Raw genomic sequence first — 13,342 nt, forward strand, 5'->3', positions numbered from 1 at the left:
TAATAGTACGTAAACGGCATCAACCGTTTATTACCCCTAAGCCTTAAGTGGTAGGTTCAGTGTAAGAGAGGAAGGTATTCGAAAAGTTGATGCATTTGGGTTTTTAGGTCGGTAGTGCATATGGAGGCATAGAATTTATAGGTTATGTGACTGCAATCACGGCAATGAATTGTTGATAACGATTAGCCCACAGGGCTTGTGTTAACGGCTTGTTGAGTATGATTTTTGTTATCAATGTGGATGTAAAATCTGTATTGATAATTGTATTGTAGAACGTAATTTTCTGGCTTCATTAAAACAACATTTCGCTTTCAAGAATAGAAAGATAGAAGCTTACAAAAGCGATGAAAGGTGGTAATTTTCGTCGTTTAGAATTCAGTAATATGGAACTCAATAATGCACTCTACATGGCAACCGGCCGCAACCATTAAGCAGTTAAAGCAACGTGCTGATATCCTTAATCAAATTCGTCAGTTCTTTGTTGAGCGAAACGTGATGGAAGTTGATACGCCTGCGATGAGCCACGCCACGGTGACGGATGTGCATTTACATACCTTCAAAACTGAATTCGTAGGGCCAGGTTATGCGCACGGCCAGCCACTATTCTTTATGACTAGCCCAGAGTTTCATATGAAACGCTTGTTGGCTGCCGGAAGCGGTTGTATTTACCAAATTTGTAAATCTTTTCGCAATGAAGAAAATGGCCGTTATCACAACCCTGAGTTCACTATGTTGGAGTGGTATCGCGTTGGTTTTGATCATCATGATCTGATGGATGAGATGGATCTGCTGTTACAGCAGGTACTTAAATCAGGCACAGCAGAGCGAATGACTTACCAACAAGCCTTTATTGATGTGTTAGGTGTTTGTCCGCTGGAAGATTCGATGGATATGCTAAAGCAAGCAGCTGCGAAACTAGGGCTCAGCGACATAGCTGACCCCGAGCAAGATCGCGATACGTTATTGCAGCTTCTTTTCAGTATTGGGGTCGAGGCGAAAATAGGCCAGCAGGTGCCTGCGTTTGTGTATGACTTCCCAGCATCGCAAGCAGCGTTAGCTAAGATCAATCCAAACGATTCACGAGTCGCCGATCGCTTTGAGGTGTATTTCAAAGGAATTGAGTTAGCAAACGGCTTCCACGAGTTAGATAAACCGCAAGAACAACTTAAGCGCTTTGAAGATGATAATACCAAACGTATTGAGATGGGCTTATCACCTCAACCGATTGATCATCACTTGATTGAGGCATTAAAAGCGGGCTTACCAGATTGTGCGGGTGTTGCTTTGGGTATCGACCGTCTGATCATGCTGGCGTTAGGTTATGACCACATCGATGACGTGACGGCTTTCCCGTTCCCGCGCTCTTAGCTCTCTATTCAGTTAGTCCTACTTACCGTTTGGCTAACTGACCAAAATACCAGTACCCACTACGGCAACAATGGCACCTATCCAAGCGTAGACGTTCGGTCTTTGCTTGGTGTATAGCCAGAGTATCGGTAACAACATGATGGGTGTGGTTGAAGATAACAGCGCAACCATGCCGACATTGCCTTCCTGCAACGCATACAAAATCAACGTCATTCCTACTGCCATCGCTAGAAAACCATTAACCGCGGTAATCGCGAATATCTGCTTATTCATCGGGTTAAGTGCGCGTGAAAGTTTGGCGCCTGTTAAACGAAATGCGGAGTGAGCAACAAAAGCGGTGATCATTCGAATGGCAGAAGCTGCAATTGGGTCGATACTGGTTTGCATCACAGGTTTGGCAATGATGCCGCCCAATGCTTGGCAGATCGCGGCAGTGATCCCCAGAGCGACACCAACCCACACGGTGCCCTTGATGGTTTCAAGCTGGTTGTTGGCTTGTCCTCGACGACCAAAAAATATCGCAGTTAATACACCACTAAACACCAAAGCCGAGCCAATCAGCTCAATAGAGGTCATGCTTTCGCTAAACAAGAAGTAACCGAGAATCGCCGAGAACACGGCGTGACAAGAGAACAGCAAACCCGCTTGGCGCGGTCCCATTCGGTTCAAACAGGCAAATAGGGCGGTATCACCAATGAATATACCAATCAGGCCAGACAGCATCATCGGCGTGATTAGATTGGCTTCGACAGTTGACCAACCTCCGGTAAACCATGCCATGCTCGATAAGATGATCGCGGTACAACCCATTCTCCAACGGCTATAGGCGAAAGAACCTAAGTGTTGAGCAGGCTTTACTGACATTAGGCTCGCAATGGCCCAAAGAAAAGCGGCAGCTAGAGCTAACCATTCAAATCCCATCTGAATAACATCCTTGTGTCTGGGATAAATTAGCTCATCAATATGCATCAAACCGAACTGAGAACAAAGTGATTCTTATGAAAGAACTACTTTGTTTCAGTGATTGGTTTATGTCAGCTGTCGCTCGGTGGTGTGGTTCACTTACTTTGCTTGAGTCGCGCTATACCTTAAATCGCTCCACGTCTTGGCGCATCGACTCGGCAGCGCTACTCATTTCATTTGAGCTATTGCGACTGCTTTCAGCTTGCTGTGCAAGGTCATCAGAGGCATCCTTGATTCCTTGCGTATTACGGCTGATGTCTTCGCTGACCGCGCGTTGCTCTTCCGCAGCACTCGCTATTTGCAGCGCCATATCGTTGATTTCAGTGATTGCCTGAGTGATCTTAGTCAGGCTGCCATGAGCTTGTTCTGCGAAGCCAACACTGTTCTCTGCTAACTGAGTGCTGGTGGTCATGCTTTCAACGGCATGTTCGGTATTTTTCTGCAGTGTTTCAATCATCACGCGGATCTCTTCCGTCGAGCCATGCGTTCTTTGGCTGAGCACTCGGACTTCATCGGCGACAACGGCAAACCCACGACCTTGTTCACCCGCTCGAGCGGCTTCAATCGCAGCATTCAATGCCAACAGGTTGGTCTGTTCGGCAATGCCTTGAATGGTGGATAGGATCTGGTTGATGCTTTGAGCATTACTCTCTAATTCACGAATAACATTGGCTGCATCTTCAACCTGAGTCGCAAGGCCTGTAATCGCATCGCGGTTTTGTTGGATTACCTCTTGGCCTTCGTTACAAGCGGTGGCGGATGCCTGAGAAGCGGATGCCGTTAATTCGGCATGGCTAGCCACTTCGGCTGCGGTGGCGGACATCTCATGAATCGCGGTCGCAATTTGGTTGATATCGTTTTGTTGATTCTCAACGCTAATCGAAGATTGGGTCGCCAGTTGATTGGCTTTCTCTGCATGGTTGTTTAAATCGTGGCTGTGCTCTATTACGCCCTTCAACATGCTTTGCATCTGGCTTAAGAACTGGTTCACGAGCTCGGCAAGTTTGCCAATCTCATCCATACGTGTGATATCAATGCGCTGAGTGAGATCGCCTCTGCCTTGAGCGAGCTGAGTTAAGGCTTCAGACAAGGTTTGTAATGGAGAAAGTAGGCGGTTGATGACCACGGTACTCGCAATTGAAATGATGATGTACAACACCAAAGAGGTCAGCGTGATGAATTGAATGGCATCGGATACTGCAGAAAACGCCATTTCTTTATCGATAACGATACCTAGCGACCAATCGGTGTTCGGGACATTGGCAATATAGACCAGCTTATCGCCTTGACCAGGCCAAGTGAGAGTGGTGATCATTTGGTCTTGGAGCAGTTGTGACACCTTGTTGGTCGTGAGTTCTGGATTCAAACTGGTCAGTGGTTTTTGACTCAACTCTTCATCACTGTAGGCGACGATGTTGTTATTACCGTCGACTAAAAAAGCAAAACCGTCATTATCGAGTTTTACATTGAGTACGGTATCAATAATGCTGGTTACGGTTAAGTCTGCCGCGATAACACCCTGTCTTTCACCATTAAATGCTTTAGCGAAACTGATGACAATGCTGCCGTCAAAATCTTGATAAGGTTCGGTAATGATGAGTTCGGATGTCGCGTTTGCATCTTTATACCAAGGGCGGGATCGTGGGTCGTAGTCTGCTGGCCAATCCTCAGCCTTGTCGCCATAAGCTATACTGCCATCACTGAATCCTGCATAAACAGACAAGAATTGCCCGGCTTGCTTGGTGATCAATAACTCGCGATCAGAGTTGCTATTGCTTGAAATGGTCGATTCATTGGCAAGCATCATATCACTGCGGATTGATAACCAATCGGCAATGTAGTTCGTCGTACCAACACTCACGTTTTTCACCTGTTGGTTGATCGCGACTTCAGTTTCTTGAGTAAGCTGATTAACAGATATCCAAGCTTGAGCGCCACTTACGACGGCAATAATAACCGCGATAGCGATCTGAATTTTGAACTTAATAGTATGTCTCAAGGTTTATCCCTCCTTCTTGGATAAAAGGCTAATGACAGCGACGCGTTGGATTGCGAACGGATGTGTCTCTGCTAGGTGTCTAGTGTCGTTATATTTAAAGTTCGAAACGTGTTGAAAATCATAATTTAAATATATATATGATTATTTTTAATAAACAGTGAAGTGGAATCACAATTGGTTGCTGCTAAGGTGTTAATTGTTATCAGGATTTATCGTATTGGTTAAAATCTGGTAACCCGCCAGCTAGCGAGATCACGATTACTAGCTGGACGGAAGGGAGGCATTGACGTGCTAAGTGATAATAAACAGCGCGAGGTAGACCATCAGTAAGCCGACAATCCCTAAGATGATACCCATCTTCGCCATGTCTTTGCTTTCAATTAGCCCGGTCGAGTAGGCCAGAGAGTTGGGCGGTGTAGACACTGGCAAAATCATCCCCAGTGATGCTGAGAAGGCGACCACAACCAGCAAGCCTTGTAAGCCTCCAATTGCTACTAGGCTTTCCATAGAAGCGCCAATCGCAGCTGCTATCGGCATCAGCAAGTTTGCGGTAGCTGTGTTCGACATGAAATTAGCCATTAGCCAACACACGATAGACAGCGTTAGTACCACAGCAGTCGGCGAGAGCGATTCATAATCAATCGCGTGTGCGAGTGCAGCGGCTAAGCCTGTTTTATCCAAGCCAATCCCAATCGCAATACCACCCGCAACCAGCCACAACACATCCCAGTTAATCAGCTTGAGTTCTTCTTTACCCATGATGCCAGTGAGAGTAAAAACAGCCAGTGGAATGATAGAGACCACATAAGTGTTCATGCCATGCAGTTTGGTGGTCATCCACAGTAAGATTGTCGCAGCGAAGGTGACGTAAACCACAATCGCTCGCCAGCTCTTTCTAAATTGTCCATCAAGCTTGAGAACCATATTTCTTTCTTTAGAAGGGAAGAGTTTTTGTAGGAGAAACCAAGCGATGGTGAGTTGGATGATCACAAAGGGTAAGCCCATCATCATCCAGCTAAGAAAGTCGATACTGTTCTCGCCAGTTAGGTATTGCAGTGCGATCGCATTGGGTGGTGTACCTATGGGTGTCGCGATACCACCGGTATTGGCGGCGATTGGAATACACAACACGAGCGCTTTAATCCCCATGTCGCCTTTTGGTGCAGAGGCTACGATAGGACCTAGCAATGCGAGCATCATTACCGTTGTTGCGGTATTTGACATGAACATTGAGAACACGGCGGTGATAAGCATTAAACCCAGCATAATAAAGCGCGGTTCTGTGCCAAATGGTTTGAGCAGCACGCGAGCTAAATTGTTGTCGAGTTCGTATTTGGATGCGGATATCGCAAGAGCAAAGCCACCCATGAAAAGGATGATGATTGGTGACGAAAATGCACCGAAGATGTCGGTATATTTGATTAATTCACCGAGATCGTGTCCTGCTGGTGGGTTTCTAAATAGATGTAAACCCTTGTCGGAAATCATCACCAGTTCAAGCGCAATGATCAGAATTGACGTGGCGAATACTGGAACGGGTTCAAGCACCCACAGTAGAGCTGCTAGTAAGAATATCGCCAACAAGCGGTGTTGAATCAGCGTGAGGTCATCGATAGGTATGGAATCTATTGGCATGAATAACACGCCTAAGGGAATCGCAAAACAAATCAACAGCTTGACCAGAACGCCAATATTGAGTTTAGGCATGTACAAAGACCCCATGAATAAAATATCTTCAAATAGAGTAAGTTATCTGGATTTTTGGTACTTGGAGACGGGTTGTAAAATCGAAAAGTTGTTTAAGGTTTCGACAGTTGTTTTGCTTTTGGTCAATATTTCATCTGGGCAATTAGAGGCAAGAGTGAGAAGCAGCAGGTGGCTGGGCAGGGGGGAGGATTGAGGTTTGAAAGCTTGGGTTGTTAGAGCTTGAGTAGGAAACGAATTGGTAGAGTTCAGAAAAAGGCGCGTTCTTCTCTGATATAGAAAAAGTAACGCGCCTTTAAACTAAATGAGTTAACTCAGATCGTTAAGCTTGGTCAGTGTTCTCTGCTGAATCAACAGCTTCAGTCTCAACGTCTTTACCCGCAATGTGCGCGAAAGGAGTGCCTAGAACGGTTTTCTCACCATTCTGCATAGTGTCGTCAAACTTGATTGCATCTTTAGCAAACAGGTTGATAACCGTTGAACCAAGCTTGAAGCGACCCATCTCTTCGCCTTTCTTCAAGATAATAGATTTATCACCTTGTGCTGGGTAATCCCACTTGTAAACCGAGTTACCGCGAGGTGGCGTGATGGTGCCAGCCCATACTTGCTCGATGCTACCTACGATAGTTGCACCAACCAGCACTTGTGCCATTGGGCCAAACTCAGTATCAAAGATACAAACCACACGTTCGTTACGTGCGAATAGGTTTGGAACGTTCTCTGCCGTTAGCGGGTTTACTGAGAAAAGATCACCGGGAACGTAGATCATCTGACGCAGTGTGCCGTCGCATGGCATGTGCACACGGTGATAATCACTTGGCGACAAGTAAAGCGTTGCGAATTCACCGTCTTTAAACTCATCGGCTAGGTCTGCATCACCACCAAGCAACTCACGTGCTGAGTAGTTATGGTTTTTAGCTTGAATCAGTTGACCATCAGTAATTGGGCCAAACTGACTTACACGTGCATCAGCAGGGTGAACAATAACAGAGTCACCTTCTGCGATAGGGCGCATGCCTTCTTTCAATTCACGTACGAAGAATTCATTGAATGTCTTAAAGTGTTTTGGATCGCTATGCAGAGCTTCATCCATGTTCACTTTGTATTGCTTGATGAACCAGTTAATGATCGCTGTCGTTAAACCACCCGCTTTAGCAGACGCCAGTTTACCAACTAAACGAGTCAGGCCATGTTGTGGGATCCAGTACTGCAATCCAACTTTAATCTTATCCATTGTATTAATTTTCCAATGCTAATTGTTTTTCAATTAAATCTGTCGATGACGGTTTAGGGCGCGAGATGTTACTTAAGTTCGCGCCAATTGTCAGTAAATGCACACATTTGTTCACAAAAACGCGATTAGAGATCGGCTTTCTTGCTTCGTGAGTACTGACGGTTATCTTTGTTGTCAGCCATTGTTTCAATAATGCGGTGGTAGCTAGCAAAGCGTAAGCGGCTAATTTTTCCGTCTTCAACGGCTTCACGCAGAAGACATCCTGGGTCGTCATTGTGTTTACAATCGCGGAACTTACAGCCACCTAGGTATGGCTTGAATTCAATGAAAGCATCTGTGACTTCATCGGGTTCTAAATGCCATAGGCCGAATTCACGTACCCCAGGGGAATCGATAAGATCACCACCAGAAGGGAAGTGATACAAACGCGCTGCTGTGGTGGTGTGTTGACCCAGTCCTGAGTTTTCAGAAACTGCACCTTCTTCAATGTCCAATGTTGGCATCAGTGCATTCACTACGCTGGATTTACCTACGCCAGATTGACCAACGAAAATGTTGATACGATCTTTCAGTTCAGCTTCCAACTCTTTGATGCCGTAACCCGACTCTTTACTCACGAACATGACTTTATAGCCGATTTTCTCGTATATCTTCAGTGTTTCGCGGTATTCGCTAATTTGTTGTTCTGTCAGCAAGTCGACTTTATTGAGTACAACTAAAGGGGCGATATTCACCGTTTCAGAGGCGATCAAGTAGCGGTCGATGATATTAAGTGATAGCTCTGGTAGTACAGCTGAAACGATAACCATTTGGTCTACGTTTGCGGCAACCGGTTTGAGGCCGTCATAGTAGTCAGGGCGAGTTAGCATTGATGTTCTTGGCTCAACGGCTTCGACAACACCTGAGATGCCAGCCATTGACTCAAGCCCTGCGCGCCAAGTTACTCGGTCACCAGAAACTAAAGTCTCAATACTACGGCGTAAGTTACAACGGTGAACTTCGTTGGTTTCAAGATCTTCGATATCGGCATGTTGACCAAAGCGCGTAATCACGAGTCCGCTTTTTGTTCCGCCAAGCATGTTCTCGTCCCATTGGATAGAATCTTCTTTCTTGAGTCGCTTGTTCTGGTTGCTACGTACGCGACGTACCTGACCTTTGGTTAACTTCTTTTTTTTAGCCACAATTTTTCACTTAACACATCTAACTTGATGATTGGGAACTCAAACAGGATGTTGCTACTGCCATATGATTTCAATGGCTCTAAAGCTAGTTTGAGTATAGTTATTTGGGTATAGTACCTCTTTTATACATAAACAAATAGGCGACGCCTTATGTCCTTTAGCGATCAGAACCTTATTTGGGTTGATCTCGAGATGACAGGACTTGATCCTGAAACTCATAAAATCATTGAAATTGCTACTATCGTTACTGATAGTGAGCTTAATATCCTGGCTGAAGGACCTGTTTTGGCTATTCACCAACCTCAGAGTGAATTGGACAAGATGGACGAGTGGTGCACAACGACTCACACCGGTAGTGGCCTAGTGAAACGAATTCAAGACAGTACAGTTTCAGAACAAGATGCCATTCAACAAACGATTGAGTTTCTGGAAAAATGGGTACCAAAAGGTAAGTCACCAATTTGTGGCAACAGCATTGGTCAAGATCGCCGATTCTTATACAAGCACATGCCAGAGCTGGAAGAGTACTTCCACTACCGCTATGTTGATGTTAGCACCCTGAAAGAGCTGACTCGCCGTTGGAAGCCTGAAGTGTTAGATGGTTTTTCTAAGTCGGGAAGCCACCTTGCATTAGACGATATTCGAGAGTCTATTGCTGAGCTGCAGTACTATCGAAAAACAATTATTAACATCTAATCAGATCAAATGTTCACGTTTATCTAACTTTTCAGGGACATAAGAGCTATTTTTTTTGCAAATATGTGTGCTTTTACAGCAGTTGAGTAAAAACTTGCTGATTTTTGCATTAAGGACTTGCATCACAAAAAAATGCTCTTATAATTCGCAGCCCTGAACGGCGAAAGACGTTTTCAGTTTGCGATACTAGCTCAGTTGGTAGAGCGCAACCTTGCCAAGGTTGAGGTCATCGGTTCGAACCCGATGTATCGCTCCAGATTTATACTTTTAGGAAGCGAATTCCTAGAGGGTCTCTTTAGAGAGAAAGACTCATTGACTTAAACAATGCATTCGGACGCGGGATGGAGCAGTTTGGTAGCTCGTCGGGCTCATAACCCGAAGGTCGTCGGTTCAAATCCGGCTCCCGCAACCACATTACAGTTGAACGTTGATTTGATGCTTTGCAGCAGAAAAGATGAACGGTTAGCTTATGCGATACTAGCTCAGTTGGTAGAGCGCAACCTTGCCAAGGTTGAGGTCATCGGTTCGAACCCGATGTATCGCTCCACTTTTATTCGAACAAGAAGTAATATTCTTAGAAGCTGTCTCTTTGAGAAAGTGCTCAGAATGAAAATGGTTTAGTCTCATTGTCTTAAACGGTAATGATGCGAAAAGAGAAACATCCGGACGCGGGATGGAGCAGTTTGGTAGCTCGTCGGGCTCATAACCCGAAGGTCGTCGGTTCAAATCCGGCTCCCGCAACCACATTACAGTTGAACGTTGATTTGATGCTTTTTAGCAGAAAAGATAAACGGTTAGCTTATGCGATACTAGCTCAGTTGGTAGAGCGCAACCTTGCCAAGGTTGAGGTCATCGGTTCGAACCCGATGTATCGCTCCAAATTCTATTCTTAGAGCCTTGCTCAGAATGAAAATGCTTTAGTCTCATTGTCTTAAACAATGCATCCGGACGCGGGATGGAGCAGTTTGGTAGCTCGTCGGGCTCATAACCCGAAGGTCGTCGGTTCAAATCCGGCTCCCGCAACCACATTACAGTTAAACGTTGGTTTGATGCTTCTTAGCAGACAAGATGAACGGTTAGCTTATGCGATACTAGCTCAGTTGGTAGAGCGCAACCTTGCCAAGGTTGAGGTCATCGGTTCGAACCCGATGTATCGCTCCAATTTAAAGCCTCATTGTCTTAAACAATGCATCCGGACGCGGGATGGAGCAGTTTGGTAGCTCGTCGGGCTCATAACCCGAAGGTCGTCGGTTCAAATCCGGCTCCCGCAACCACATTACAGTTAAACGTTGGTTTGATGCTTTTTAGCAGAAAAGATAAACGGTTAGCTTATGCGATACTAGCTCAGTTGGTAGAGCGCAACCTTGCCAAGGTTGAGGTCATCGGTTCGAACCCGATGTATCGCTCCAAATTCTATTCTTAGAGCCTTGCTCAGAATGAAAATGGTTTAGTCTCATTGTCTTAAACGGTAATGATGCGAAAAGAGAAACATCCGGACGCGGGATGGAGCAGTTTGGTAGCTCGTCGGGCTCATAACCCGAAGGTCGTCGGTTCAAATCCGGCTCCCGCAACCACATTACAGTTAAACGTTGGTTTGATGCTTCTTAGCAGAAAAGATGAACGGTTAGCTTATGCGATACTAGCTCAGTTGGTAGAGCGCAACCTTGCCAAGGTTGAGGTCATCGGTTCGAACCCGATGTATCGCTCCAATTTAAAGCTTCATTGTCTTAAACAATGCATCCGGACGCGGGATGGAGCAGTTTGGTAGCTCGTCGGGCTCATAACCCGAAGGTCGTCGGTTCAAATCCGGCTCCCGCAACCACATTACAGTTGAACGTTGATTTGATGCTTTGTAGCAGAAAATATGAACGGTTAGCTTATGCGATACTAGCTCAGTTGGTAGAGCGCAACCTTGCCAAGGTTGAGGTCATCGGTTCGAACCCGATGTATCGCTCCAGCTTTATACTTTTAGGAAATAAATTCCTAGAGGGTCTCTTAGAGACAAAGACTCATTGACTTAAACAATGCATCCGGACGCGGGATGGAGCAGTTTGGTAGCTCGTCGGGCTCATAACCCGAAGGTCGTCGGTTCAAATCCGGCTCCCGCAACCACATTACAGTTGAACGTTGATTTGATGCTTTGTAGCAGAAAAGACGAACGGTTAGCTTATGCGATACTAGCTCAGTTGGTAGAGCGCAACCTTGCCAAGGTTGAGGTCATCGGTTCGAACCCGATGTATCGCTCCAGTTTACTTTTCATGGTAAACAAAACTCTTTAAGCCACAGTGTTTAAAGACGACCTTACCGGTCACGCTCTTTCTTTAATGCTGCGAAGCATAATCCCCCCAAAAAGCAAATAATCCTCCATTATGGTGGATATTTTTTTGTCTTAAATTTTTGTTAGCAACAAGAATGCTAGTAAACATCAGGTCTCTGAAGCAGATACTTGAGGTTTTTCATATCTATAAACAGACTTATCCACAAAGTATCAAGTGTGGATAACTTGGTTGATAAAGTTATTTCAGACCTAATTCTTTACATTTCTCTAAAAGATCTTTCTTGTTTTCAGTATATTAGCTGAATTGTTCCGATCGTAACTCATTGTTTTTTATCAGGTTGAATGCTTACCTTGAATTTGATAAAAGATCGTTAACTTGTTGTTTTTTGATCTTAATCATTTATCGGTACTGTGTTTAACTTTACGTGGGTGTCGGAAGTTTACGAGAGTTCTGAATTTTTTCCACATTGTTAGAATTGAGAACAAGGTCAAACATTGTTCGAAAATTATGTGCAACGAGTTGTGTTGTATGGTGGGTTGTTGGTGTGGGTTGACCTGCCAATCGTTGATGGCTAAGGGGCTAGGCGTCTCTTGGTAGCCCTTTCTCAACGATGCGTATTAGCCTGTGCTTTTTGGTGAGGATTTTGCTGCTATTTTTTTGCACACAGCTATTTTTCTGCGTAGAGCTATCTTCTTGCATGCTGCTAGCATTGGGTAACTGTTGTAGTTGTTTATTTAAAGCCCACTCAATATGCACATCCAGCATTTCGTTGTTGCCTCGATGAGATTCCAGTGTTTCAACAATGCGTTGTTGAAATGGCGCATTGCCCATAGCAACAAAAATATTGCGTAACCATTGGGTGTGTCCAATACGTCTTATCGCTGAGCCTTCCATCTTCTTTAGGAAGGTCGCTTCATCCCAACTTGAAAGTGAAACAAGGTCTGCCTCTCGGAAGTCTTCTCTGCGGTGGAAGTCTGTTTGCTCAGTGAGTTCGGCATGGCGGTTCCACGGGCAAACTAACTGACAGTCATCGCAACCGTAAATACGATTACCAATTGCGTCTCTATACTCTTCCGGGATCACACCATCATATTCAATGGTTAAGTACGAGATACATTTTCGAGCATCCACTACGCCATCAGCAATAATGGCGCCAGTTGGACAAGAGGTGATACATGCGGTGCATTTGCCGCACTCATCGACACTGGGTTCATCTGTTGGAAGAGGTATGTTAACTAACAATTCTCCTAGGAAGAACCAAGAGCCAGCGTCTTTATCAAGAATTAATGAGTGTTTACCTGTCCAGCCCAACCCTGCTTTTTGAGCGAGCGGTCGTTCCAAGATGGGCGCTGAATCTACGAAAGGACGTGAGTCTAAACCTTCGACTTCCTTCTCGATTCTTTGTCCCAGCTTTTTCAACTGGTTGCGGAACAATTTGTGATAATCGCGGCCTAAAGAATAACGGCTGATATAACCTTGAGTGGTATCGCTTAGGTTAGAGGCAAACTGAGCTTCTGGTGGTAGATAGTTCATTCGGGCGCTGATCACTCGAATGGTGCCTGGGTGAAGTTCATTGGGACGAGCACGCATCATCCCATGTCGAGCCATCCAATCCATTTCGCCGTGGTTGCCAGCATCTAGCCATGCTTGAAGAGGGGCTTCATGTTCACTTAAATCAACATCGCAGATGCCAACTTTTTGAAAGCCGAGTTCTTTTCCCCAGATTTTAATTTTTTCAGCAAGATGGTCTAGATTCATGGCTTCATTCTTAATTCTTATTTTCTCTGTTTTACAATTAGAGATAAGGCTAATTAAAATTAGGTTCGGCAAAAATGGGGGCGGATCTTAACGGATCTTAGTGGTATTGACCAGAACAGACGTGTTTTGATCAGTATTTTTCATAGAACTTACACTTGAG

The 13,342-nt window shown here is 45.1% G+C and carries 8 protein-coding genes and 15 tRNA genes; 17 read left to right on the forward strand and 6 right to left on the reverse strand.

Annotated elements, in window-relative coordinates; genetic code table 11:
* The first annotated feature begins 396 nt into the window (after nt 1-396).
* Nucleotides 397-1,368 (forward strand): elongation factor P--(R)-beta-lysine ligase, encoded by a 972-nt coding sequence (epmA, locus tag OCV30_RS01255; protein WP_065680352.1) that lies wholly within the window; start codon nt 397-399, stop codon nt 1,366-1,368.
* A gap of 33 nt (nt 1,369-1,401) precedes the next feature.
* Here the strand turns inward: epmA and OCV30_RS01260 are convergent, their stop codons facing one another.
* The 5 genes from OCV30_RS01260 to rsgA all read right to left on the reverse strand — a co-directional run bounded on the left by OCV30_RS01260 (nt 1,402) and on the right by rsgA (nt 8,449).
* Nucleotides 1,402-2,289: a DMT family transporter gene (locus tag OCV30_RS01260; protein ID WP_065680351.1), complete on the reverse strand. Its 888-nt coding sequence runs from the start codon at nt 2,287-2,289 to the stop codon at nt 1,402-1,404.
* Nucleotides 2,290-2,449: 160 nt separating this feature from the next.
* Complete coding sequence (locus OCV30_RS01265; protein WP_065680350.1) at nt 2,450-4,330, reverse strand: methyl-accepting chemotaxis protein; 1,881 nt, start codon at nt 4,328-4,330, stop codon at nt 2,450-2,452.
* A 291-nt stretch (nt 4,331-4,621) separates the two neighbouring features.
* Complete coding sequence (locus OCV30_RS01270; RefSeq protein ID WP_041472727.1) at nt 4,622-6,037, reverse strand: SLC13 family permease; 1,416 nt, start codon at nt 6,035-6,037, stop codon at nt 4,622-4,624.
* A 319-nt stretch (nt 6,038-6,356) separates the two neighbouring features.
* Nucleotides 6,357-7,268, reverse strand: coding sequence for an archaetidylserine decarboxylase (asd, locus tag OCV30_RS01275; RefSeq protein WP_009847911.1), 912 nt, complete (start codon nt 7,266-7,268; stop codon nt 6,357-6,359).
* Nucleotides 7,269-7,393: 125 nt separating this feature from the next.
* Nucleotides 7,394-8,449, reverse strand: a complete 1,056-nt coding sequence (gene rsgA, locus OCV30_RS01280; protein WP_012603102.1) for a small ribosomal subunit biogenesis GTPase RsgA — start codon at nt 8,447-8,449, stop codon at nt 7,394-7,396.
* 150 nt (nt 8,450-8,599) lie between these two features.
* Between rsgA and orn the strand changes: the two genes are divergently transcribed.
* The 16 genes from orn to OCV30_RS01360 all read left to right on the forward strand — a co-directional run bounded on the left by orn (nt 8,600) and on the right by OCV30_RS01360 (nt 11,392).
* The gene (gene orn / locus OCV30_RS01285) at nt 8,600-9,145 is read left to right on the forward strand and encodes an oligoribonuclease (protein WP_012603103.1); all 546 of its coding nucleotides are present in this window, start codon (nt 8,600-8,602) and stop codon (nt 9,143-9,145) included.
* Between the two features lie 180 nt (nt 9,146-9,325).
* A tRNA-Gly gene (locus OCV30_RS01290) sits at nt 9,326-9,401 on the forward strand.
* A 79-nt stretch (nt 9,402-9,480) separates the two neighbouring features.
* Nucleotides 9,481-9,557: transfer RNA gene (locus OCV30_RS01295), tRNA-Met, on the forward strand.
* 59 nt (nt 9,558-9,616) lie between these two features.
* A tRNA-Gly gene (locus OCV30_RS01300) sits at nt 9,617-9,692 on the forward strand.
* A 120-nt stretch (nt 9,693-9,812) separates the two neighbouring features.
* A tRNA-Met gene (locus OCV30_RS01305) sits at nt 9,813-9,889 on the forward strand.
* Nucleotides 9,890-9,948: 59 nt separating this feature from the next.
* A tRNA-Gly gene (locus OCV30_RS01310) sits at nt 9,949-10,024 on the forward strand.
* Nucleotides 10,025-10,094: 70 nt separating this feature from the next.
* Nucleotides 10,095-10,171: transfer RNA gene (locus OCV30_RS01315), tRNA-Met, on the forward strand.
* A gap of 59 nt (nt 10,172-10,230) precedes the next feature.
* Nucleotides 10,231-10,306, forward strand: a tRNA-Gly gene (locus tag OCV30_RS01320).
* Nucleotides 10,307-10,342: 36 nt separating this feature from the next.
* Nucleotides 10,343-10,419, forward strand: a tRNA-Met gene (locus OCV30_RS01325).
* 59 nt (nt 10,420-10,478) lie between these two features.
* A tRNA-Gly gene (locus OCV30_RS01330) sits at nt 10,479-10,554 on the forward strand.
* Between the two features lie 88 nt (nt 10,555-10,642).
* Nucleotides 10,643-10,719 (forward strand) — tRNA-Met (locus OCV30_RS01335).
* A 59-nt stretch (nt 10,720-10,778) separates the two neighbouring features.
* Nucleotides 10,779-10,854 (forward strand) — tRNA-Gly (locus OCV30_RS01340).
* A gap of 36 nt (nt 10,855-10,890) precedes the next feature.
* Nucleotides 10,891-10,967: transfer RNA gene (locus OCV30_RS01345), tRNA-Met, on the forward strand.
* A 59-nt stretch (nt 10,968-11,026) separates the two neighbouring features.
* A tRNA-Gly gene (locus tag OCV30_RS01350) sits at nt 11,027-11,102 on the forward strand.
* A gap of 78 nt (nt 11,103-11,180) precedes the next feature.
* Nucleotides 11,181-11,257 (forward strand) — tRNA-Met (locus tag OCV30_RS01355).
* A gap of 59 nt (nt 11,258-11,316) precedes the next feature.
* Nucleotides 11,317-11,392: transfer RNA gene (locus OCV30_RS01360), tRNA-Gly, on the forward strand.
* Between the two features lie 611 nt (nt 11,393-12,003).
* Here OCV30_RS01360 and queG read toward each other — a convergent pair.
* Nucleotides 12,004-13,182: a tRNA epoxyqueuosine(34) reductase QueG gene (gene queG, locus OCV30_RS01365; RefSeq protein ID WP_029222983.1), complete on the reverse strand. Its 1,179-nt coding sequence runs from the start codon at nt 13,180-13,182 to the stop codon at nt 12,004-12,006.
* Between the last annotated feature and the right edge of the window lie 160 nt (nt 13,183-13,342).

Origin of the sequence: Vibrio atlanticus (genome assembly GCF_024347315.1) — a bacterium.
Taxonomy (GTDB): Bacteria; Pseudomonadota; Gammaproteobacteria; order Enterobacterales; family Vibrionaceae; genus Vibrio; species Vibrio atlanticus.